The organism is Endozoicomonas sp. ALD068 (genome assembly GCF_049310145.1).
Taxonomy (GTDB): Bacteria; Pseudomonadota; Gammaproteobacteria; order Pseudomonadales; family Endozoicomonadaceae; genus Endozoicomonas_A.
Genome location: NZ_JBLYNU010000004.1, coordinates 3695826 through 3720026, shown reverse-complemented (window position 1 = coordinate 3720026; position 24201 = coordinate 3695826). Strand labels below are relative to the sequence as shown.

Below are 24201 nucleotides of genomic sequence, written 5' to 3'. Positions count from 1 at the left end.
CAGTGGTTAATTATGAATTGACTACCTTGGCAATTGCCCGTTCCAGTGCTGCCATACCTTCACGGATATCTTCATCCGGGATGATCAGTGAGGGGGCCATTCTCAGCACATTCGGGCCAGCAACCAGCATCATCAGACCTTCTTCAGCAGCAGCAGCCAGAAAGTCTTTGGCTTTGCCGTGCCAGTTTTCGGTCAGCTCTGCACCCATCAGCAAACCTTTGCCACGAACTTCGCTGAAGATGCCATAGGCTTTGTTAATGCGTTCCAGCTCGCTTCGAAAGAGTTCGTGTTTGCTGCTGACATTGGCCAGAACCTGATCGTTGTGGATCAGGTTGATGGTTTCAAGAGCGACAGCGCATGCCAGCGGGTTACCGCCATAGGTGCTGCCGTGGCTGCCAAAGCCGAAGCTTTTGGCCACCTCGTCGGTGGTCAGCATGGCAGCTACGGGGAAGCCACCGCCCAGTGATTTGGCTGTGGTCAGAATGTCTGGAATGACACCGGTGGTCATGTAAGCATAAAACTCACCGGAACGGCCTACACCGGTTTGCACTTCATCCAAAACCATCAGAGCTTTGTGTTCATCACATAGTGCTCTTATGCCCTTCAGGAACTCTGGGTCCGCCGGGATTACCCCACCTTCACCCTGGATCGGTTCCAGAACGACCGCACAGGTCTTGTCTGAAATGGCTGCTTTCAGGGCCTCCAGATCGTTGTAGGGTAGATGAGTCACACCGGCGGGGACCGGCGCATAACCTTCACAGTAACTTGGCTGGCCTCCCACTGTTACAGCAAACAGGCTGCGACCGTGGAAGGAGCTTTTGAAGGATATGATTTCATGCTTTTCAGGGCCAACATGATCAAAAGAATACTTTCTGGCCAGTTTGAAGGCTGCTTCGTTGGCTTCGGTGCCCGAGTTACAGAAGAATACTTTATCGGCAAAGGATATCTCGGTCAGGCGCTGGGCCAGAGCCAGAGCAGGCTCATTGGTGTAAACATTACTCATATGCCAGAGCTTTTCACTCTGTTCCTTGAGAGTCTTGACCAGCCGAGGGTGGCAATGGCCAAGAGCATTAACGGCAATACCCCCTGCGAAATCGATGTATTCTCGGCCTTCCTGATCCCAGACTCGTGAACCTTTTCCGCGAACGGGAATCATCGCCTGTGGTGCATAGTTAGGCACCATGACTTCATCGAAGGTCGCTCTGTTAACGGAGTATTCGCTCATTTCTTGTCCTCGGTGTACATGGTTTTTATATAGTGAGCGTCTTTCAACAGGGTACAGACTGAAATGCGCTGCTTCCGATCATGGCTGATTTATCATGAACTTATTTATTATATTGGCCGCTTGCCTGTCCACTATAGATCAAAGTCGGATCGAACAGTTTACACCAGGCGACCTGAAGTTTTCTCTGAGGATCATATCGTACCAATCGAGCTTTCTAACTCCCCAGATTGAAGCACTTGAAGAGGTCGGGTGTCATAAAGTTTTTCTTAATGCAGCATTGAATATAAAAACTGCCGGATTGGCGGGTTAGCCTGCGGAGCGACTGGAACGGGGATGGCTGCTTAAGCAACCATCCAGGGAGGGCGTGTTGAAACAGGAATGTTCTTGGAGCGATCTAAGAACCCTCGCCCAGAGTGAAGCGTCGGGCGAGGAGTGTCAGATCGCTCTCTTTGCGTCATAAGTGCTTGATATTCATTCATATTGATTCTCCAATATATTTCAGTTGAAATAGTCCCATTATGGGACTATTGTTAAGTTTATGAGAATCATTGCCTTATCGAAACTGAAAGCTTTCTGGGAAGAACACCCAGAGTGCATGGATGCTAAAGAGCCAACGCTCGCCTGGTATCGATATGCATTAGCCGCCGATTGGAGCGCACCAGCTGATGTAAAGCAGGACTTCAGAAATGCCAGTATTCTCAAAGATGGTCGAGTGGTTTTCAATATTGCAGGCAACAAGTACCGACTGGTCGTTTGGATCAACTACGCCTACCGTGTGATGTACATCCGGTTCATCGGCACCCATGCGCAATACGACAAAATTGATGTACAAACTATTTAATTAGCGGTGGAAAAATTATGGACATCAAACCGATTAAAACTGATGCCGACTACCGAGCGGCATTAAACGAAATTGAAAGCTTGATGATGGCAGGTTCTGACACTCCCGAAGGTGAAAAGCTGGATATCATGGTCACGCTTATCGAAGCTTATGAGGCCAAGCATTTCCCTATGGATCTACCCGATCCTGTTGAAGCCATCAAGTTCGAAATGGAGCGCAAAGGTTTAACAGTAAAAGACCTCGAGCCAATGATTGGTAAAAGCAATCGAGTCTATGAGATTCTCAACCATAAACGTTCGCTTACACTAAAAATGATCTGGAATCTGCATCAAGGTTTGGGTATTCCTGCTGAATCCTTGATCAAACCACCTCAAGCGCATGCTTAAGACTGATGGATTCCAAAGGCAAATCCAAGCATGTAAAGCCGAAGGCTGAGAATCGGCGGACGCGGGTTCAATTCTTGAAGGCATTGATACCCGCTCTGTTCAGCTATAAAAACTTAATACATACAAACTCCGTTATTTAGCTATCTTACGGTTGCCAGATCACACTTTGCCAACCAGTGGCATCCATGTCTATGACTGACTTATTCTGTGATGTTGGTGATTTCTGCCTGATTTTTGAACCAGAATGGCATAATTAGCTTATCTGCAATCTCGAAAAGTCTACGGTTATATTCAAGCTATCACTCAGTGAAATAATGATCATCATGATTTATTTTCATCAAAGTGCCTTTCACGTTTTAAGCATTACTACCAGAATCTTTCCACCTTGGGTACATGAAAAAATAAGCACCAAGAATATCCTACTGGAAATCGCAAGAACGCCGGATGATTTCAGATTGATCAGGTTTACCAAGAATCCCGGTCAGCCAATGGTGCATGGTTGGAAGCGCTTGCAAAAACCAACTACAGTGATCGCAAAACTCACCTTTTCAGCCAGGATTCATTGCAAATTGAAAATGGCTACTGCTCGGTTACATTGCAAATGAATTCACAATCATTCCGAAAAGCACGATAATTTCCGGCAGTGCACACATTCATTGCAGAAAGCTCAAATCCCCTGTCTACCAGGCTGATGGGCAAAAAAAGTTCACCTTTGACGTTAACCTAACTAACGTCTATTTTCAGTCAGTCGTTGAGAAACACTCTCTTCCTTTCCTCCACCCTAACTTACATCCGTTATTATCGGTTTTCTTCAATGAAAAATCACTTTCTTAACCAACGGCTGCTGGTCAATATGTGGAAGACTTGCCTGCTGACTTTTCTTGCTTGGGCTTCTCTGGCAAAGGCAACACCTACTTCGACAGATTTTACCGCTACTTCATTTACTGTAGGGGGGCCTGAAAAGACAAACTACCGGTTAACGACCCGCCTCTCAGCAGTAGGTCCGGAGTCCGATAAGGTTATTGAAATCGCTTCAACCCCGGAAACCGTGGAAGTTATTCAGAGGCTTAATGATTCAACTGTTCGAAATAAGAAAAAAAAGTCAGGCCAGGTTGTGAGTCTGTCAGGGCTTGCAGGACTACCTTTTCCAGAAGAAAAACGAGAGTCTGTACTATACGGTGGAGGTTACCTTGGACAGGATAACGACGATAGCTTTAAACGTCCCCCTTTCTTTCCAATTCAAAACAAAGGGGTTTTCACCCTGACATTACTCCCGGTTTTGCGTATTCCTTCTGATTGGCGCAGTTATTTACCGGGAAATCATTGGTTTCACTGGGTCATGGGTGAGCCCGATCATATTTCAGGAGTGACCTTACACATCCGTTTTAATGGTTCATCGCCTTCTGTTATGCAACTGTGCCAAGCAGAGTTCCGCCAGTTAAAGGCATATATGGGAAGTTCGCAACAACTACTGCAATGGCTTGCTCCCAAACTTAACGGCAGAGAAGCATTTATTCACTTTCTTATGGATATGACCGCCGGACTGTCTGAACAGGATGAAGACTCCCAACAGCAAATTGAAAAGCAAATCGATACGCTGGCAGAGTGGCCGGATCATGAGTTTAACCTGGAGTTTAACCTGGAGTTTGAGTGGGAGCAGCTGGAGCAAACATTGGCTAATTCAGATAACTTTAAGGACATGACTATAGCTCATGAACCTGGTACAGAGACGATCTATGAAGGTGAAGATATCAATAAACTCATTTATCGGTCTATGTATAGCTCGTCTTCGGGTAGCAAAAAAGCCGGAGCAACAGGTAGTGGGGGTGGAAATAGGGCTGGTTCTAGTCAAGAGGGAGCTGAACGCCCTGATATAGATGGTAATGCACAAGATGATGAAAATAGTGAGGGATGGCTATTAGCTCAAATGGAAGCAAAGAGCCGGTTCTACCCTCCTAAGCTAAGGATTGTCTTTGCCGGAATGCAAGATGTTGGCAAGTCATCTCTGGGCAACCGGCTAATTGGCTGGGAACCCTTTAAAAGAACTGCTGTTTACAATGAAAAGTCTGACCCTGTCTACCACTTTCAAGACGTGGAAATCAGGTCTATAAAAGGTTATGGCGGTTTTAGCTATGGCAGTGACTACATAAAACAGCGCTACCTTCAAGATGAAGGTATCAAGAAAAGCGATGTCATTATCTTTTTATTTGACAAGGATCTGACTGACCATGATGGTCATGCTATCAAAGTATTAGGACAAAATGGTAATAGAATTATTTTTGTTTGTAATAAGGTCGATACATGCACTGATAGGATACAAGACAAAGAAAAAATAAAAAATCGGTTTAAGCGTAATTTAAAAAAAGTTGGTATTCAGTATACTCGAAATCTTATTTTCACATGCTCCCAATCCAACAGTAAAAACGTAGAAGAAATAACAGCAACCAAAGAGTTGGAAAAAGAAATTCTGTCTGTTCTGAAAGAAGATGAAATAACGGCTTTTAAAAATTACATAAAAACAAGAATACGGCCTGATGAAACATTCATCAAAATTTTGGAAGAACAAATTAGAGAGATGGTTAAGGGATATGGTGGTCAACTTCCTACCATAAAAATTATCAATGATATTATAAGCAGTGTTATTAAGGAGCATATACGTCCCGCCGTGATGCCAGATGTAGATTCTAATAGTGAGCTAGATAGATTTAAAAATGAGCTTGACAAAATTTTAGAGCGTGTTGGGAGTATAGCGCCTGATGATGACCAAAAGTTCTTCCTTGAAACATGTAATAGGATTGCTAGAGACGGTTACTCAGAAAAAAAAGTGACTACATTGACTACAGGTGCAGGCATTATAATCGGTACCTGTTTTGGACCATGGGGAAGTGCTGCAGGTGCAATCATTGGTGGATTCTTTGGAGGACTAGTAGCCAAGGGAGCTAACGTTTTGTTTAAACCAAATTTCAATATTAATTTACATTCTTATAATCAATGTAGAGCCGAAATTAAATCCATTTTAGATAAAGAAATGAATGAAAAAATTTCAAACGTAGATCCAAAGGCAGTCACTTATGATCTAGGTGGGAAGCGTTATACCGACGACAGCCTTGAGGTAAAGAAAATTAAAAAAGAATACGAAGAGAAGTTTGCTAAATTTGACCCATGGGTTGAAGAACTTCAGAAAATAATGTCAAGTGCAACAAGTTTAGTTAGAGAGCTGACTGAGAAACAAATTCAATATTACCAAAGAGCTTATGATAATTTATTTTTCATAAATGAGGAAACAAAGAAGTAGCTAGTGCCATTAAATTTACTGAGCAAGTAAATGTGATTGCACTGTGTAGTAGCTGAATGAAAAAGAGCTTTCCTGATATTAGAGACAGGTAAAAGATTCTGTATACTTCTCAAGCCGGGAGATAGGAGTCTGTTGAAATGGTTCTGCATCAACATGATTGTTACACCTCTGTTATTTTTATTTTATTCCTTTGCTTTACGCATTTGGTACCTCACTGGAGAAAATCAAACCTGCTGTGGCCAAAATTCGCCTTTGACGTTAATCTAACTATCGTCTAATTTCAGACAGTTGTTAAGAAATACGTAACTGCTCAAAATTTGGTGGAAAGTCCCATATCAAGACACCCAGATCAAAACTCAGTGAGCTGGATTCAGGTATACTCCTGAACCATGAATCCGTCGAAAACCTCATCGCTCGAAACAGAAGTCAGCGAGCTTAAAAAACTTGTCGGCAATCTACTCGACAAGATCAACAAGCTGACCACCGACAACACCTCCCTGCGTGAGGAACTCCGGCACCTGAAAAAACTCAAGGGACAACCTAAAATTCGGCCCGGGAAAAAGAATTCAGAATCCAGCAACAAAGATAACAGCGAAAAACCTGCACCTGATTCAGGCAACACACCTCCCCCGAAAGGGAAACGACAACGGTCAGAGAAGCCCGGACGCACAAGCAAGCCAGCACCAACCTCTATCCGCAAAGAAATCCGTAAGGCAGAAGGTGTGCAAAAAGACTGGGAGTTCAAGGGTTACAAAGATTTTACCCATATAGATGTTGATCTTCAGTTTACGACGACCTGTTACCGACGCGAATTCTGGCTCACTCCTGAAGGACCTGTCATCGCACCACTGCCCGAGCATGTTAAAGGACGGTTCGGTGATAACCTCGTCGCTATGGTTCTGGATCTTTATCATTCCTGCAGTGTGACCCAACCGCTGCTACTTGATTGGTTGCACAGCCATGGTTGCTCAATTTCAGAGGGCACTCTTAATACCCTGTTGACTCAGAATCACGATGCTTTTCACCAGGAGTGAGAAGATATTCTGGAAATGGGGATCGCCCACTCCAGCGCACTTCTTGTAGACGACACAGGTGCACGACACGATGGCAGTAATGGCTATTGTACAGTGATCGGCAACGAGGCCTTTACCGTATTTACATCGACTTCGAGTAAAAGCCGTATCAATTTCCTGGAACTCTTGCAGGGTCAGCGCAGAAGCCATGTATTAAACCTGGAAGCCATCAAGTATATGGAACAGGTCGGAATGGCTGCCAAATGGATCAAAGCCCTGTCAGCCTATGGTGAAACCCATTTTCTGAATGATGCCGCGTGGTCAGCCTTTCTGGATGACCACAAACTGTCTGCTAAACAGCAGCGCCGCTGGGCAACAGAAGCTGTTCTCAAGGCAGGGCTGCTGAGCAATGGTTTTCCAGAGAGCATGATCATCCATAGCGATGGAGCCCGTCAGTTCGACACGGTATTTGAACACTCTCTGTGCTGGTTCCATGCCAGTCGGCCTCTGGCAAAACTAATCCCTGCCAATAACAGGGAGCGAGCCGCCCGTGACTGGGTAGAAAAGCAATACTGGAATCTATACGACGATATAGAGGCTTATTGCGAGGCACCAACGGAGGCTCGAAAACTCCAGCTTGAACAGGACTTTAACCACTGGGTGACGACGCACGTAGATTACCCGGAACTTCGTGCGGAACTGGGTAAAATTTATCGGGCCCGTGAGGAATTGCTACTGGTTCTGAAATATCCATGGTTACCACTGCATAACAACCTGAGTGAACGTCAGATCAGGGAATATGTGAAACGACGAAAGATTAGTGGCGGTACTCGCAGTTTACTTGGCCAGCGCTGTCGGGACACATTCGCGAGCCTAAAGAAAACGTGTCGGCTGCATGGCCTGTCATTCTCAAAATACCTGAAAGACAGAATTTCAGGGTCCGGTCTTATTCCGAAGTTGTCAGAGCTGGTACGTGAGAAATTAACTCACCTCACAGCTGAATTTACCTACGATTTTTGAGCAGTTACAGAAATACTCTCTCCTCTCCAACTTCCATTCGTTATTATTGGTTTCCTTCAATGAAAAATCAATTTCTTAACCAACGACTGCTGGTCAATACATGGAAGACTTGCCTGCTGACTCTTCTTACTTGGGCTTTTCTAGTGTGGGCAACACCTACTTCATCAGACTTTACAACTGCTTCATATACTGCGGGAGGGCCTGAAAAGACAAGCTACCGGTTAACAACCCGCTTGTCAGCAATAGGTCCAGAGTCCGATAAGGTTGTAGAAATCGCTTCAACCCCGAAAACAGTGGAAGTTATTGAGAGGCTTAATGATTTACCTGTTCGAAAGAAGAAAAAAAAATCAGGCCAGTCTGTAAGTCTGCCAGGGCTTGCAGGTCTGCCTTTTCCAGAAGAAAAACGAGAGTCTGAACAATACGGAGGAGGTTACCTTGGTCATGATGATGGTGATAGTTTTAAACGTCCCCCTTACTTTCCATTTCAGAACAAAGGGGATTTTACCCTGACATTACTCCCGGTTTTGCGTATTCCTTCTGATTGGCGCAGTTATTTACCGGGTAATCATTGGTTTCACTGGGTCATGGGCGAGCCCGATCCTGTTTCAGGAGTGACGTTACACATCCGTTTTAATGGTTCATCGCCTTCTGTAATGCAACTGAGCCAGGCAGAGTTCCGCCAGTTAAAGGCATATATGGGAAGTTCGCAACAGCTACTGCAATGGCTTGCTCCCAAACTGAGCGGCAGAGAAGCATTTATTCACTTTTTTATGGATATGACCGCCGGACTGTCTGAACAGGATGAAGGCTCCCGACAGCAAATTGAAAAGCAAATCGGTACGCTGGCAGAGTGGCCGGATCATGAGTTTAACCTGGAGTTTGAGTGGGAGCAGCTGGGTAGAACATTGACTGGCTCAGATAGCGTTAAAGACATGACTGCGGGTCATGAACCCGATACAGTGACGATCTATGAAGGTGAAGATATCAATAAACTCATTTATCAGGCTATGTTTAGCTGGCTTTGGGGTAGCGAAAAAACCGGAGCAAGAGGTAGTGGGAGTGGAAACAGGGCTGGTTCTAGTCAAGGGGGAGCTGAACGCTCTGGTGTAGGTGGTAATGCGCAGGATGACGAAAATAGCGAGAGATTTCTATTGGATCAAATGCAAGCAATGAGCGAGATCTACTCTTCTCCTACGCTGAGGGTTGTCTTTGCTGGAATGCAAGATGTTGGCAAGTCATCTCTGGGCAACCGGCTAATTGGCTGGGAGCCCTTTAAAAGAACCGCTGTTTACAATGAAGCGCCTGACCCTGTATACCGCTTTCATGATGTGGAAATCAGGTCTATAAAAGGTTATGGCGGTTTTGGTTATGGCAGTGACTACATAAAATATCAATACCTTCAAGATGAAAGGATCAAGCAAAGCGATGTTATTATCTTTTTATTTGACAAGGATCTTACTGACCACGATGGTGAAGCTATCAAAGTATTAGTAGAAAATGGAAATAGAATTATTTTTGTTTGTAATAAGGTCGATACATGCACTGATAAGGGAGACAAAGAAAAAATAAAAGAGCGGTTTGAGCATAATTTAAGAAAAGTTGGTATTCAGAATACTCCAAATCTTATTTTTACATGTTCCCAATCCAACAGTAAAAATGTAGAAGAAATAACAGCAACCAAAGAATTAGAAAAAGAAATTCTGACTGCTCTGAAAGAAAATGAAAGAACAGTTTTTGAAAATTACTTAAAAACAAGGATGCGGCCTGATGAAAATTTCATCAGACTTTTGGAAAAAGAATTTAAAAAGATGGTTCAGACATGTAATGATCAATTTCCTAGTATAAAAATTATCAATAAAGTTATAATTGATGTCATTAATAGGCATATTTCTCCAGTCTGGGTGGAAGTTAAAGTTTCTGATAGTGAGCCAGATAGATTTAAAAATGAGCTTGACGAAATTTTAAGGCATGTTAAGAATATAGTACCAGATCATGACCAAGAGTTTTTCCTTAGAACATGTAATGAGATTGCTGGAGATGGGTATAATGAAGATCGGGCGAAATTTTGGGCTCAATTTGTAGCCACTGGCTACACTCAATCTTACGGATTCTGGAGACGATTTGTATATATATTTATAGCAAGATACTTTGGATTACAATTAGCCAGAGGAGCTAACTTTTTGTTTAAACCAAATTTCAAGATTGATTTTCGTTATTATCATCAATGTAAGGGTAAAATTAGAGACCTTTTAGTTAAACAAATGAATAATAAAATCAAAAAGATAGACCCACAGAAAGTCACTGATGATATAGAAGGAAAGCATCATGCCGGCGACAGCCCTGAGGTAGAGAAAATTAAAAAAGAATACAAAGAGAAGCTTGCTAAATTTGACACATGGGTTGAAGAACTTCAGAAAATAATGGTAAGTACAACAAGTTTGGTGAGAGAATTGGCTGAGAAACAACTTCAATATTATCAAAGAGTTTATGATCAAAAATATTTCTATAGAGAAATTGATTTTTTTCCTGTACTAGACGATACAATTTCAGACACAATAATTGAACCAGAAATTCAACAGCTGCAACTTGCTCAAAACGCACCATAAACTCCTGCCAAACCACCTTATATATTGCAAGATCACTATCGAGTAACAACAGAAAAAAATGAAGAAATAAAGAAACAGCTAAGCGCCATTAATTTTACTGAGCAAGTAAAAGAGACCGCTCTGTGTAGTAGCTGGATGAAAAAGAGCTTTCCTGATATTAGAGACAGGTTAAAGTTTCTGTAGGCTTATTCAACCGGGAGACAAGAGCCTGTTGAAACGGCTCTGCATCAACATGGTTATTACAACTCTGTTATTTTTATTCCTTCGCTTTACGCATTTGGTACCCCACTGGAGAAAATCAAACCTGTTGTGGCCAAAATTCACCTTTGACGTTAATCTAGCTATCGTCTAATTTCAGTCAGTTGTTGAGAAATACTCTTGCCCTCTCCTCCTCTCCAACTTCCATCCGTTATTATTGGTTTCCTTCAATGAAAAATCGCTTTCTTAACCAACGACTGCTGGTCAATACATGGAAGACTTGCCTGCTGACTTTTCTTACATGGATTTCTCTGGAACAGGCAACACCTAATGCGACGGGTTTTACCACTACGTCCATTACTGCGGGTGTGCCTGAAAAGACAAGCTTCCGTTTAACGACCCGTCTGTCAGCAATAGGTCCGGAGTCCGATAAGGTTATAGAAATCACTTCAACCCCGGAAACCGTGGTAGTTATTGAAAGCCTCAAAGATTCACCTGCTCGAAAAAAGAAAAAAAAATCAGGCCAGATTGTGAGTCTGTCAGGGATTGCAGGACTGCCTTTTCCAGAAGAAAAACGAGAGTCTGAACTATACGGAGGAGGTTACCTTGTTCAGGATGACGACGATAGCTTTAAACGTCCCCCTTACTATCCAATTCAGAACAAAGGGGATTTCACCCTGACATTACTCCCGGTTTTTCGGATTCCTTCTGATTGGCGCAGTTATTTACCGGGAAATCATTGGTTTCACTGGGTCATGGGCGAGCCCGATCCTGTTTCAGGAGTGACCTTACACATCCGTTTTAATGGTTCATCGCCTTCTGTTATGCAACTGAGCCAGGCAGAGTTTCGCCAGCTAAAGGCATATATGGGCAGTACGAAACAGCTACTGCAATGGCTTGTTCCCAAACTCAGCGGCAGAGAAGCATTTGTTCACTGTCTTATGGATATGGCCGCCGGACTGTCTGAACAGGATGAAGACTCCCGACAGCAAATTGAAAAGCAAATCGATACGCTGGCAGAGTGGCCGGACCATGAGTTTAACCTGGAGTTTGAGTGGGAGCAGCTGGAACAAACACTGGCTAATTCAGATAACTTTATGGACATGACTATGGCTCATGAACCCGATACAGAGACAATCTATGAAGGTGAAGATATTAAAAAACTCATTTATCAGGCCATGTTTAGCTGGCTTAGGGGTAGCAAAAAAAACCGGAGCAACAGTAGTGGGAGTGGAAACAGGGCTGGTTCTAGTCAAGGAGGAGCTGAACGCTCTGGTGTAGGTGGTAATGCACAAGATGACGAAGAGAGCGAGAGATGGCTATTGACTCGAATGCAAGAAATGAGCTTGGAGTACACTCCATCGCTAAGGATTGTCTTTGCTGGAATGCAAAATGTTGGCAAGTCATCTCTGGGCAACCAGCTAATTGGCTGGGAGCCTTTTAAAAGAAATGCTGTTTACAACGAAGAGACTGACCCTGTCTACCGCTTTCAAGAGGTGGAAATCAAGTCTATAAAAGGTTATGGCGGTTTTGGCTATGGCAGTGACTATATAAAACATCAATACCTTGAAGATGAAAATATCAAGCAAAACGACGTCATTATCTTTTTATTTGACAAGGATCTGACTGAGCATGATGGTGAAGCTATCAAAGTATTAGTAGAAAATGGAAATAGAATTATTTTTGTTTGTAATAAGGTCGATACATGCACTCATAAGGGAGACAAAGAAAAAATAAAAGATCGGTTAGAGCGTAATTTAAGAAAAGTTGGTATTCAGAATACTCCAAATCTTATTTTTACATGTTCCCAATCCAACAGTAAAAATGTAGAAGAAATAACAGCAACCAAAGAATTGGAAAAAGAAATTCTGACTATCCTAAAAAAAAATGAAAGAACATTTTTTGAAAAGTACTTAAAAACAAGGATGCGACCTGATGAAAAATTAATCAAATTTCTGAAAGAGAAAACTGAAGGGGTCGTTAAGACATATGATGATCAATTACCTAGCATAGAAGTTATCAATATTATTATAAGTGATGCTATTAAGGAGATTATAAATCCAGACGTGAGGACAGATAAAGTTCATGGTAGTGAGCTAGATATATTTAAAGGTTATTTTCACAAAATCTTAGGGCATCTTGAGAATATAACTTCTGATAATGACCAAAAGTTTTTCCTTAGAACATGTAATAGCATTGCTAGAGACGTCTTCCCAGAAGAAGAAGTGGCTGCGTTGACTACCGATTCAGGCGTTACAATCGGCAGATCATTCGGGCAATGGGGAGCTGTTGTAGGTGCACTCTTTGGAAGACTAGTTGGAGTTGGTGTAGCCAAGGTAGCTAACGCTTTTATTAAACGAAATTTCAATATTGGTTTAGATTCTTATCATCTATGTAAGAACGAAATCAAAGACATTTTAGATCAAAAGATGAATGTAGAAATTTCAATAGTATACTTAAAAACCCCCACTGGTATGTTAGATTTTAATTCTCATGATTTCGACAAGTTCCTTGAGATTGAGATAGAGATAGAGAAAATTAAAAAAAAATACAAAGATAAGCTTGCTAAGTTTGAACTGTGGGCTGAGGAACTTCAGGAAAAAATGCGAAATGCAACCATTTTGTTTAGAGAGCTGATTGAAAAATGGCTTCAATATTATCAAAGAGTTTATGATCAAACACATTTCGCAGCAGCAAGTGTTGCTTTTCCTGTACCATACGATGAAATTTCAAACACAGTAATTAAACCTAAAATTCAACAGAAGCAAATTACTCAAAACCCACCTTTAACTCCTGCCAAACGACCTCATATATTGTAAGATCAACATCGAGTAATAACTGAAGGTTATGAAGAAATAAAGCAACAGCTAAGTGCCATTAATTTTACTGAGCAAGTAAAAGAGGCCGCTCTGTGTATTAACTGGATGAAAAAGAGCTTTCCTGATACTCGATTAACAGGCAGATAGCCTGCACCTCACAGCCTGGGATTTCATACGAAGGATGGCTTGCACTGACAAAGCGATATAACAATTCAACTGGTCTTTTATCTTCACGGGTCGCATTTTCTTCAATCAGGTTAGCCAAAGTGTCGATTGAACCAAGCATAATGACCATAACTTCGATGTTAGACTGACACACAGATCTACGATAGAAGTCTTTCTGACTCATGCTTCAAAAAACGACAAATATATCCTATAGAATCAGTTTTCGGTTTGTGATCATCCGGCTCGCCTTGATCAGATTACTCAGTCACAAGATCACTGTTATAAAAAAATTTGCTGAAAGCCCGGAGATATAACGTACAGCCCCTGTAATTACCAATCAACCCGAGAAGAAGGTAGTGCTCTACCCATGGTCTTACTCTGTTGTTCCAGTGTTTTCTGAAAATCAACATAGTCCTTCACTTGTAAGGTCCATGCATGAACCATCGTAAACCGGATAGCCTCCCCCCGGTGATCAGTATCTTTTGCCTACCCGATTTGCACTGTGTAGGGTTCTGATTGATTCTTCAGAAGGGATTCATAGGCTGCAAGCGCTGCCTGATATCGTCTCTCCAATTTTTTGCACACCGCCTCTGTGTAAAACTGCGCCAGCCCCTCCACTATCCTGAGATCACTTTGCGCGAACGCAGGTGTTTCCCATTGTTTACCATCAATGTCCTTGCCCAGATGGGTATATGCGTGGGCCAGTTCATGAGCCAGCACAACAATCGTCAGGGCTTCAACCGGAATGTCGAATAGCACTGAGGCTACGCCTATTGCCATCCAGTAAATTTCTACCTTGGGAACATGAAAAAAATAAGCACTAAGAATATCCTGCTGGATACCACAAAGGCGCCGGATGATTTCAGATTGATCAAGTTTATCGAGAATCCTCACCAGCCACTGGTGCATAGCGCTAACTTCTTCCCTATCTATATCTGCTGGTACCAGATCTTGCAGGGGATTGAAATGCTGTTCAGTCACCAAAAGACCATCAATAGATTTTTTAAGGACCTCCCTGTTCGGTAAAAGTGGTGGCCAGTTTTCAAATTCACCCAGAACCTCGGCAAATGGTAAAGGAAGACCGTCAACCACTGCCACTGGTACCTTAATCGTATCGTTTCCTATCGTTAGCTTTAGTGCGGTTTCACCCCGCAAATGATCCCTCACCTGCTGGTTCCAGTGGTTGACAGCCCTGGTAACATCCTCCTTCAAGCTTGGGCACTTCTGCTGGAGAAGGTGTCCCCATGTTTCTCTATGAACGGGATTACTCCTTTCGGAGTAATAGGCTGATCCCCATGGTCTTGAATCACTCATAGCATTTCCTTAAGAGTTTTTGCCGACAGCAGAGGCAGAAGCCACTGCTGCCATCTCCAAGGGAGCGTTTTTATCTAACCAGACGATCAACTTACTGATGTTGTCATGCTAACCAGATCATGATGGCCGCTATCTGAAGCATTCCCATATAGTTGCTTGCCAAGCGTTCATAGCGAGTTGCAACTCACCAAAAGCTCTTGAGCTTTTGGAATAGTCGCTCCTGACTCAGTTCTTCAAAGACTTGATTCCATATTCCTTTCAAGCTCCAGCGACTGAATCGGTTGTATGTATTGTGCCAATCAACGAACTCTTCAGACATGTCTCTCCAAGGTGCTCCGGTACGAGCAAGCCAGAGAATCGACTCAATGAATAACCTGTTGTCAGCTGTTGGTCCGGGCTCAGAGACTTTATCGGGCAGCATGTCTTTGATCCGATCCCATTGTTCACTAAATGCCGTGCTCTAGATCACTTTTAGGTGTCTTTCCGGTCAGGTTACTGATGTTTTTATCTGTTCGGTCGGTTGGATAAGAACGCCCCCTGGCTCCCAGTGACAGAACGAAAAGAATTCTGCCACGGTGATCATTTCAAGCTTTTTGGAGTTTGGTTGTAACGCTTAAGCCAAGCGCCTGCATAACGGACAGGATGGTTTTCAATGTTGGGTTTCCATCCTCACTGAATGAACGATAAAGCTGTTCACGGGAAAGTCCGGTCTTTTTGGCAACATTACTCATGCCTTCAGCTCTGGCAACAACACCGAGAGCTTTGGCAATATAAGACGCATCGCCAGTCTCGAAAGCGTCTGCGATAAACAACTCTATAGCCTCGGGGCTGACCAGTGCAGCAGCCGGATCATAACTGTATACAGGTTCAGTCATCACTTGTCCTCCATTGTTTTTACTAATTGTTTAGCAAAATCGTCGTAAACCCTCGCCCAATCGAGGGTGTCGCAAAAGGGTATGGTCAGCAGGATATATCAAGATCGTCGTTCCCGCGCAGGCGGGAACCCACCACGAACAGTGGATCTCCGCCTTCGCGGAGATGACGGTTTGAAGCTTGAAGCGTTTTAATTGACCTTTTGCGACACCCTCAATCGGGCGGGGATATAAGACGGGAACGCAGAGCGTTCCGGTTGAGTATTTGTACGTAGTTGGTTATATTTTCCATCGGTCTGTCTCTATGCAGAGACTCACGCTAACGAAAACCAAGCACTGTTAACAAAAAATTAAGGCAGAGACAACTGCCCAACCGCCCTTGAAGAACCAGACGAGCCCATACCTGAGTGACCCGTTAAGGCTGCGGCAAATCAAACAAAAGACCAATAAATAACCGAGGGGCACCCGGTTACTGCTGATGGAGGCTTCTGTGTAAGTCCAGTCGCTATAGGCTGGCTGTAGCCTGTGAAGTCAGAAGCCTCGCCTGACAAGGCGGGGAGTGTCACTTCGCTTGTCCCTTGTCCCACGGGAGAAACATCGCCAGGTAGCCCGTTAGCCAGGCGAAAAATTCGCGCTGCTATGGCCGCCTTTGCCCGGGAATCCTTCAGCTTTCGTTCTCATTTACGATAAGTTTCAGTCTGTTTAATTGTGACCATGAAACACGTTGTAGTTTATAAACTGCAGACTGGAAAGATGATCTGAATATTTCCCAAGGGATGAAATTATGACTGGCGAGACTGGCATACAAGAGGGCTGAGCTTTTTGCAACGAATGTGAGCAAAATTTCTGAACGGCTCTGCTATTTTTTACCTTCATGTTCCCATCACAGTGATATGAGTCTATGGAGTACTCAGAAGAGATAGCAAGGGCTTATGCCGAAGAGAAAAACCACCTCGGATTTATGATCCGCAGAGACCTGCCTGGAATCCTGGCTAAATACGTTAAAGTGGGAGCCCGGGCGCTGGACTATGGTTGCGGTGCAGGATTGATGATTCCGCTATTAAGAGATGCCGGATTTGATGTAGAGGGTATGGATATTTCAGACAGTATGCTCCATCAGGCTATAAAGGATCATCAGAACACGGTATTTACCCGCATTCATTCCGCAGCTATTCCTCGTCCCGATGCGTCTTATGATTTGGTGATGTTGTCTTATGTTCTGGTTGAAATAGACTCTTTATCTGAAATGGAGGCGGTGATCCGCGAAGTGAAAAGGGTATTAAAGCCCGATGGTGCGGCGATAGTGATTGTCAGTTCAGAGCAAAAGTTCAAGGGCAACTGGTTGACGATCGATAATGACTTCCCTCAAAACAGGGAGCTTACCAGTGGCTGTCGAGTTAAATGCTCTGTGGCGGATTCGGGGGTGGTCTTTGAAGATTTTTTCTGGACTGATGAGGACTACCGCTCAGTATTCTCTCTGTCGAATTTGAACCTGCTGGCGTTTAGTCAGCCTCTGGGGACGGCAGATGACGGGATGCCGTGGAAGGACGAGCTTCATTCACCTTTGTTCAGTATTTACATTTTGGGGCATTGACTGGCCATTGTCCTGATCTGAGCTGCAAGGCTTATTTCTGTACTGAAAGAAGATGCCTTTAGTTGTTATGATGAATTTTTCAGAGTCTGGCTTCTGTCCATAGAGATATCATCAGGCACGCTTTACGAGTATTTTTTTCCCTATGAAGAATAATTCTTTTTTCGGTTCCGGAGATTGCAGCGCAGAAAGGAGCTATGGGTGAGTAAGCCTTGCAAAGTCGGTTTTCTTTTATATCCCGACTTCTCTTTGCTGGGGTTGTCTTCAGCCCTGGAAGTGCTGAGAGCAGTTAATCAGGCGACCGGACAGTGCGTTTATGAGAGTGCTGTCATTGCAGAATCAACGGTCACGAGTAACCTGGGTCTTTCCATTGAGCCCTCTCAGTCGGCGTTGGAATTCATGGATGTGGTGATTCTGGTCGCTTCAAAAACAGGTGTTCAGATTCCTTCTGCCGCATTGTCCGAGGCATCTGTTTTGGGCGGGATTGGCAAAGGCGCCAACCTGTTGGCGAGTGCAGGCCTTCTTGATGGTTATCGTGCTCGACTGGAAGGGGCCGCTGATGCCCTTCAGGAACTCTATCCCCGGGTGGTGTTGAGCCAGACGACTTTTGAACTGGACCGAAACAGAATGACCTGTGGCGCAGGCACGGCTGCTATGGATATGACGCTCTCTCTGGTCGCCCGGGAGCAGGGGGGTTATCTTGCTGCCAGTGTATCGGAATTATTGGTGAGGGATCGTCTTGGTGGGCTGGGGACTTCTTCTTTTGTCGCGCCCCCCGTCAGAAAGCAGCAACCACAGATTGAGGAAGCAACACAGTTGATGGCTGCCAATATAGAAGAGCCACTGGGTGCCGATGAACTGGCTTCTCTGGTGGGTATTTCCCGTAGACAGTTGGAACGACTGTTTCGAAAATATCTGGATACTGTGCCTTCCAGGCACTACTTGAAGCTCAGGCTTGAGTGCGCCAGAAAGCTGCTCAGGGAGACTGACAGGCCGGTAGTGGATGTGGGGGTTGCTTGTGGCTTCTCTAATGCTTCACATTTCAGCACGGCGTATAAAAACCATTTTGATCTGACGCCCAGGGAAGAGCGGCAATCGTAAGTTAGCCTTCTACAGTAGTCAGCGCACCACCGGAGCAAGATATCAATACAGGCTGAAAACCTGCCTGCCGTCGATAAAAGTCATCAGGACCTCGTGATTTTTGTTCATAACCGCTATGGATGCACGCTTACCGACCTTAATGCTGCCCAGTTCGTCCTGCAGGCCGAGCAAAGTCGCTGGTGTCAGAGAAGCCATGTGAACAGCGCTCAGAGGGTCTACAGCCACTTTTTCGATCATGTTGGCGACGGCACGATTCAGTGTCAGGGTGCTTCCTGCCAGAGCACCCGATTCGGTTCTGGCAACACCGTCTTTGACATGAACTGTCAACAGTCCCAGCTGGTATTCCCCGTCGCTCAATCCACCTGCACAGATGCAATCGGTGATCAAAGCGGTTTTATCAGCCCCTTTGAGGCGGTAAACCAGGTCCATCACTATGGGGTCAACATGAACTCCGTCTGCTATCAATTCTGCATAGATATCCCGGTGGTGCAGAACAGCACCGGCGGTACCGGGTTGACGATGATGCAATCCGAGCATCTGGTTAAAAATATGAACGCCGCCCACGGCTCCCGCTGCAAAGGCTTTCTTGCAGACATCGTAAGTAGCGCCTGTGTGTCCAATCATGACGCGGACATTCTTGCTGGTCAGGTATTCAATTGCTTCAATGCCGCCCTCAATTTCAGGGGCCAGAGCCAGTGAGCGAAGGGTGCCACCCGATGCTGCCAGCAACTCGTCGAGTCTTTCTTTTGTGGGCTTCAGGAAGTAGCTGCTTTCATGGGCGCCTTTGAAACGTTCGGAAAAAAATAGGGCTTCACTGTAGGAACCCAGCACTTCTGCACCCTCAACGCCCTGCTCGATACAGTGCTTAACGTTTCTCAGGGCCGCGAGGTTTCTTTCCCAGGTATCAGTAACGGTGGTGGCAAGAAAGCCTACGACACCTTTAGCAGCAATGGTTTTTGAGATGGTGTTAATGGCTTCGTGGCTGGCATCCATGACGTCAAAGCCACCGCTGCCATGAATATGCAGATCAATGAGGCCGGGGACAATTTGACTGTCTCCCAGATCCGTGATCTCCGCGCCTTCTTCAGGCACACAGTCAATAGCGGCAATACGGCCGTCCGTTATTTTTAGAAAACTGTCCTGAAGAATGCCTTCTTCAGTGAAGATCTTTTTTGCCTTCAGATAAAAAGTCGTCATGTCTCAGACCTGTCAGCAGGAAAATGACCATGATTGTACCATGACGCTAAACGGGCTCCGTAGGGTTATGATTACCTATGCTCAGGTGAGAATGCTCAGGAGCAGTGAGGTGATCATCGGTTCTCACCGGGGTGAGCTGACCCTGAGGATTTCTTCACGCACTTCGGTGAGCGCTTCCCGAAAGCTGCCATCGTATTGCTGCAATTTTTCGATGACCTCAGGCAGCATGTCCTTTAACATGCGTCCCGGATGTTCAGGCAGGGTTTCTGGCATCTGGCTTAATACCTGGTTCATTCTGCCTTCTGCCTGAATGACGATGGATTTCAGACGTTCAAACTCCAACCCCTGACTCTCCAGACTGACTTTTCTGCCAGAGCGCGACAGCGCCAGCTTATCAAGCATTGCCTGAAGCTTGATGTCGTGGTTTCCCAACATCCCTTCAATGTGCTGAAGGCCAGCCAGGTAGGCTGACGCGCTTGCTTTTCCGACGGGCGCAACAGGGGTTGCTTTGACGGCATCAGAAGCTTCTGTTAAGGCCACTTCTGGCTGTTTACCCTGAGCCATGTCTGCCCTGTAGGGACTGATAGCGGCAATCTGCCCCAGGAGTTCATGGATGACGGCGTAATTGAATTGCAACATCTCTTCCATGTGGCTTTTCAGGTCTTGAAAAGTGAATTTTACTTCTTCTTCAACCTGTTGCTCAGCGGAAAGGCCCAATTCAGGATCTTGTCGAGGGCTTGAGGGGGAAATGGGGCGATTATTGACGTCTTCGATGGCCATAAGAAATCCGTTTCTGTTGATCGATAGATCTAATTTTAGTCCGACTTAAGACAGCTTTGGCTTGAAAGCATAAGTCTGACCCGTCAAAGACGCCTCCTGAATCAGGGGTATTTATTTTTCCGCCACAGCGCCTTTGTTAAATCCTTCAAAAGCCACAACCCGGACTGAGTGATTCGGGGTACGGGCTTTCAGGGTGGTTGCAATGTGTTCTGCCAGAAGTTCCACGGTACTGTCAGTATCAATCAGGTAGCAGCGGTCTTCTGCCAGAGTCAGCTCGAAGTAGCCCTGGTCTGAGGTATAGCCAAAGCGAAAGTGATCCCGCCTGCCTATGGTCACTTTTTCCAGCAGGTCTTCACGGGTGGCGATGTAGATATCTTTCCAGTTTTCGGCCCAGTCTGCTTCGAGCGTCGGGTCGCGCTTTCCGTCCAGGTAGATGTGGATAGGAGAACGGTGGCCATGGGCAATTCGCTGGCAGTCGCCCAGATGTTTTTTCAGGCCGTGGCTGTAGTGGTAGAAAGCACCGGAAAACTGTTCAGGATAAATATCCAGTTCAACACCGATGACATTGTCTGGCAGTTCATCCAGCAAGGTTTTTTCGAGAAAGGGGGTCAGAGCTTCAGGGGTTATTTCCTGAGCATTGACCAGTAAAATTGCAGGGGCGGGAGCCTTGCATTCGATGGCATCACCGGTACTGGTCTGCATGTTGACAGAAAGGCATTCTTCGCTCTCTGTTTTGACGGTTATTGCTCCGTGAGAAGCAGGCACAAGCAGGCGGTGGTCGGCAAGAATGTCCAGAGAAGCCTTGATCTGCTTTTTGACATGGCCGAAGTCAAAGACCATGCCCTGTTCATCCAGGTCGCCCCGAAGCACGACATCGACCAGCCAGGTTTCCCCTACAACCCCGCGTTCCGGAGAAAGGTAACTGAAATCAAGTGTGGTGAGTTGATTGACGAACAGTGCGGTCATTGGTTTCTGGTTCTACTGTGATTGAAGAAAACGGGGTGAAGAAAAATAATGAGTTAAAGAGCAATTGTAACTCATTTCTCGAGGCGATTCAGTGCCCGGCTAAATTCTGTGGAATGGATTTTCATTTGGCCGCCCAGTGAATTGTTGCGGGGATTTAGCTTATTATTCATCGCATCCTGAACACCTGAAAACCTTGGAGTCCATTTTGGATCGAACCATCACACAATCTGATCTTGAATTTGATGCCCGGCATATCTGGCACCCTTATGGGACAACACCCAGCCAGTATAAACTGTTTGCCGTTGAAAGTGCTTCAGGGGTCAGGCTCCGCTTGAGTGATGGCAGAGAAGTGATTGACGGGATGTCCTCCTGGTGGTGTACGGTCCACGGCTATAATCATCCGTTTATGAATCAGGCCATTAAGGATCAGGTCGATTCAATGTCCCATGTCATGTTCGGTGGGTTGACCCATAAGCCCGCCATTGAACTGTCTCGCAGACTGGTTGAGTTGACACCCGAACCGATCAAAACCGTATTTTTTGCGGATTCAGGTTCAGTCGCTGTAGAAGTAGCCATCAAGATGGCCATGCAGTATTGGCAATGCAGGGGCGAGATTAACAAGAACAAGTTGCTGACATTTAAAGGCGGATACTTCGGCGATACGACCGGGGGCATGGCGGTCTGTGATCCTGACAATGGTATGCACCATCTGTTTACCGGTATTCTGCCTGAACATCATTTCGTGCCCCGTCCCGGCTGCGGCTTCGATGAGACACTTGAAGACCATCATATAGAACCTTTTCGCTCTGAACTGGAGTCCCTGAATCATCAGGTGGCCGCCGTTATTATTGAGCCTATCGTTCAGGGGGCTGGTGGAATGCATTTCTACTCCCCCGACTTTCTGAGAAAAGTCAGAGCACTCTGTGATGAGCATGAAGTCTTGCTCATTCATGATGAGATTGCCACGGGTTTTGGTCGAACCGGGAAAATGTTTGCCTGTGAACACGCCGATGTTATCCCGGATATCATGTGTGTAGGTAAAGCCCTTACCGGTGGCTATATGACGTTATCAGCTGTGATGTGCACCGAAGAAGTCAGTAAGGCCATCTGTGACACTGGTCCGATCATGCACGGACCTACTTTCATGGCTAATCCTCTGGCTTGTGCTGCCGGTGTGGCGAGCATGGATATTTTATCTTCAGGTGAGTGGGTCAATCAGGTGGCTAACATAGAGAAAAAATTATGGGCTGGTCTCTCTCCCTGTAATAAGCTTGGAGCGGTGGCTAACGTACGGGTTCTGGGAGCTATTGGTGTGGTTGAATTGAGACAGCCGGTGGTGATGTCTGAAATTCAACCCCGTTTCCCAGAACAGGGGGTATGGGTCAGACCTTTCGGTAAACTGGTTTATGTTATGCCACCTTATGTCATTTCAGATGAAGATCTGGATACTCTGTGCAAAGCCATTTGTACGGTTGTTGAGTCCATCCGTTAACGAGCACCGTCTCGCGAGAGTGCGAATCGCAATTAATGGCTGAGCAGGATGCGCTGAGGGATTTGGTGATTGGCGTGCCAGTGCTCAAAAAAGATTCATGGGCTCTGCAGGGGTTGTCTACAATTCTACGTGCTATCCGGCTCGGATAGTCGGTTATAGAGTTCCGGTGGCCCTCGTTCGGGCTTCCGGGCTGGCACTTCCCAAGGCTGCTGCTGGAGGTTTAGTTATGGCTCTCCGTTTTGATCTGCCTGATCTGCTGGAAGACTTTGACGAAGAACAGGGCTCTTGTGACGCAGAACCCTGCTATCCCTACCCGATATTTGGCGGGTTGCCAGAAGAAGTCGTCATGAGGCGGCTGACCGTTTGTAATTCATTGGTCAGGCTGAATCTGCGAGGTGCTCCCGTCAATACGCGGTTGAGTATTTCTTTGAGTCAGGGTCGTGGGCGAATGAAGGTGCTGGTAAGACTTCCCTGAGATTGGAGTTGGAGTTTGGCACACCAGACACTTCGAACGTAAGCTGGCGAATAAGATCCCCCGATATGTGATAATCTCCGCGTCAAAGCCCTGTCAAAGAGTGTCCGTTCAACAGCCACTCTCTTTTCTGAATATCGATCTGGCTTTGCTGAAAACAAAAAGGTTGGAAGAAATCAAATCTTATTCGCAGGTTCCCTAGAATGACCGAGCAATATCCATCACTGATCAAAGAAACATTTCCTGTGGGGCCTTTGCAGTGTAACTGCACCATCATTGGTGACCCCATTACCAGGAAAGCCATCGTCATCGACCCCGGTGGTGATCCTGATGTGATTCTTGCCAAGTTGGAGAGTCACGGACTAAAATCAGTAGCGTTGATTCATACTCATGCTCACTTGGATCACTTCCTGGCTAGCGGTGAAATCAAGAAAAAGACTGGTGCTTCCATTCATCTTCACAAAGAAGATAAGTTCCTCTGGGATAATCTCGAAACTCAGTGTCGTATGTTTGGTGTGCCCTATAACCCTGTTCCAGATCCTGACTTCTGGCTGAATGATGATCAGGAGCTTCCTTGCTGTGGGGGGGTGGCGATGCATACTCCCGGACATACCCCTGGGTCCATGTGTTTCCACTTTGTGAAAGAGAATCTGTTGATCGCTGGAGACACCCTGTTCCGCCGATCAATTGGTAGAACGGATCTTTGGGGTGGTGACTTCAAAGCAATAGAGAAGTCCATTCGTGATCGTCTGTACACTTTGGATGAGGAAACCACTGTAGTTACAGGTCATGGTCCGGATACCTGTATTGGCGAAGAAATCCGGGAAAACAGCATTATTCGCGGTTAG

The 24201-nt window shown here is 45.4% G+C and carries 19 protein-coding genes and 1 pseudogene; 12 read left to right on the top strand and 8 right to left on the bottom strand.

Annotation, left to right across the window (positions count from 1 at the left end):
* Positions 1–10: 10 nt before the first annotated feature.
* Positions 11–1225, bottom strand: coding sequence for an aspartate aminotransferase family protein (locus ACO6V5_RS13145; protein WP_422411497.1), 1215 nt, complete (start codon positions 1223–1225; stop codon positions 11–13).
* Between the two features lie 538 nt (positions 1226–1763).
* Here ACO6V5_RS13145 and ACO6V5_RS13140 point away from each other — a divergent pair.
* The 7 genes from ACO6V5_RS13140 to ACO6V5_RS13110 all read left to right on the top strand — a co-directional run bounded on the left by ACO6V5_RS13140 (position 1764) and on the right by ACO6V5_RS13110 (position 13403).
* Positions 1764–2066, top strand: coding sequence for a type II toxin-antitoxin system HigB family toxin (locus ACO6V5_RS13140; protein WP_422411499.1), 303 nt, complete (start codon positions 1764–1766; stop codon positions 2064–2066).
* A gap of 17 nt (positions 2067–2083) precedes the next feature.
* Positions 2084–2452: a helix-turn-helix domain-containing protein gene (locus ACO6V5_RS13135; RefSeq protein ID WP_422411501.1), complete on the top strand. Its 369-nt coding sequence runs from the start codon at positions 2084–2086 to the stop codon at positions 2450–2452.
* 814 nt (positions 2453–3266) lie between these two features.
* Entirely contained in the window at positions 3267–5747 is a 2481-nt protein-coding gene (locus ACO6V5_RS13130; protein WP_422411503.1) for a GTPase domain-containing protein, read from the top strand.
* A 389-nt stretch (positions 5748–6136) separates the two neighbouring features.
* Entirely contained in the window at positions 6137–6781 is a 645-nt protein-coding gene (locus tag ACO6V5_RS13125) for a hypothetical protein (RefSeq protein ID WP_422411505.1), read from the top strand.
* 15 nt (positions 6782–6796) lie between these two features.
* Positions 6797–7780 carry an IS66 family transposase gene (locus tag ACO6V5_RS13120; RefSeq protein WP_422411507.1) on the top strand — a complete coding sequence of 328 codons (984 nt, stop codon included), beginning with the start codon at positions 6797–6799 and terminating at the stop codon, positions 7778–7780.
* Between the two features lie 59 nt (positions 7781–7839).
* Positions 7840–10386 carry a GTPase domain-containing protein gene (locus tag ACO6V5_RS13115; protein ID WP_422411509.1) on the top strand — a complete coding sequence of 849 codons (2547 nt, stop codon included), beginning with the start codon at positions 7840–7842 and terminating at the stop codon, positions 10384–10386.
* 428 nt (positions 10387–10814) lie between these two features.
* Entirely contained in the window at positions 10815–13403 is a 2589-nt protein-coding gene (locus ACO6V5_RS13110; RefSeq protein ID WP_422411511.1) for a GTPase domain-containing protein, read from the top strand.
* Positions 13404–13500: 97 nt separating this feature from the next.
* On the opposite strand, the gene ACO6V5_RS13105 is transcribed toward ACO6V5_RS13110, so the two are convergent.
* The 4 genes and pseudogenes from ACO6V5_RS13105 to ACO6V5_RS13090 form a co-directional block, all read right to left on the bottom strand.
* Complete coding sequence (locus ACO6V5_RS13105; protein WP_422442237.1) at positions 13501–13689, bottom strand: hypothetical protein; 189 nt, start codon at positions 13687–13689, stop codon at positions 13501–13503.
* Positions 13690–14054: 365 nt separating this feature from the next.
* Entirely contained in the window at positions 14055–14882 is an 828-nt protein-coding gene (locus ACO6V5_RS13100) for a hypothetical protein (protein ID WP_422411515.1), read from the bottom strand.
* 184 nt (positions 14883–15066) lie between these two features.
* Positions 15067–15315, bottom strand: a pseudogene (locus tag ACO6V5_RS13095) (transposase); the annotation flags it as partial.
* A gap of 151 nt (positions 15316–15466) precedes the next feature.
* On the bottom strand, positions 15467–15757 hold the full coding sequence (locus ACO6V5_RS13090; protein WP_422411517.1) for an addiction module antidote protein: 291 nt from the start codon (positions 15755–15757) through the stop codon (positions 15467–15469).
* A gap of 898 nt (positions 15758–16655) precedes the next feature.
* Here ACO6V5_RS13090 and ACO6V5_RS13085 point away from each other — a divergent pair.
* Positions 16656–17348, top strand: a complete 693-nt coding sequence (locus tag ACO6V5_RS13085) for a class I SAM-dependent methyltransferase (RefSeq protein WP_422411519.1) — start codon at positions 16656–16658, stop codon at positions 17346–17348.
* Between the two features lie 198 nt (positions 17349–17546).
* Positions 17547–18446, top strand: coding sequence for a GlxA family transcriptional regulator (locus ACO6V5_RS13080; RefSeq protein ID WP_422411521.1), 900 nt, complete (start codon positions 17547–17549; stop codon positions 18444–18446).
* Positions 18447–18488: 42 nt separating this feature from the next.
* Here the strand turns inward: ACO6V5_RS13080 and nagA are convergent, their stop codons facing one another.
* The 3 genes from nagA to ACO6V5_RS13065 all read right to left on the bottom strand — a co-directional run bounded on the left by nagA (position 18489) and on the right by ACO6V5_RS13065 (position 21389).
* Positions 18489–19643: an N-acetylglucosamine-6-phosphate deacetylase gene (gene nagA / locus ACO6V5_RS13075; RefSeq protein WP_422132621.1), complete on the bottom strand. Its 1155-nt coding sequence runs from the start codon at positions 19641–19643 to the stop codon at positions 18489–18491.
* Positions 19644–19766: 123 nt separating this feature from the next.
* On the bottom strand, positions 19767–20423 hold the full coding sequence (locus ACO6V5_RS13070; RefSeq protein ID WP_422137283.1) for a hypothetical protein: 657 nt from the start codon (positions 20421–20423) through the stop codon (positions 19767–19769).
* Positions 20424–20534: 111 nt separating this feature from the next.
* Positions 20535–21389, bottom strand: a complete 855-nt coding sequence (locus ACO6V5_RS13065) for a 6-carboxytetrahydropterin synthase (RefSeq protein ID WP_422411524.1) — start codon at positions 21387–21389, stop codon at positions 20535–20537.
* Between the two features lie 205 nt (positions 21390–21594).
* Here ACO6V5_RS13065 and bioA point away from each other — a divergent pair, with 205 nt between their 5' ends.
* The 3 genes from bioA to ACO6V5_RS13050 all read left to right on the top strand — a co-directional run bounded on the left by bioA (position 21595) and on the right by ACO6V5_RS13050 (position 24201).
* Entirely contained in the window at positions 21595–22881 is a 1287-nt protein-coding gene (gene bioA / locus ACO6V5_RS13060) for an adenosylmethionine--8-amino-7-oxononanoate transaminase (RefSeq protein WP_422132624.1), read from the top strand.
* Between the two features lie 226 nt (positions 22882–23107).
* Positions 23108–23356: a hypothetical protein gene (locus ACO6V5_RS13055; RefSeq protein ID WP_422132625.1), complete on the top strand. Its 249-nt coding sequence runs from the start codon at positions 23108–23110 to the stop codon at positions 23354–23356.
* Between the two features lie 200 nt (positions 23357–23556).
* Positions 23557–24201, top strand: coding sequence for an MBL fold metallo-hydrolase (locus tag ACO6V5_RS13050; RefSeq protein ID WP_422132626.1), 645 nt, complete (start codon positions 23557–23559; stop codon positions 24199–24201).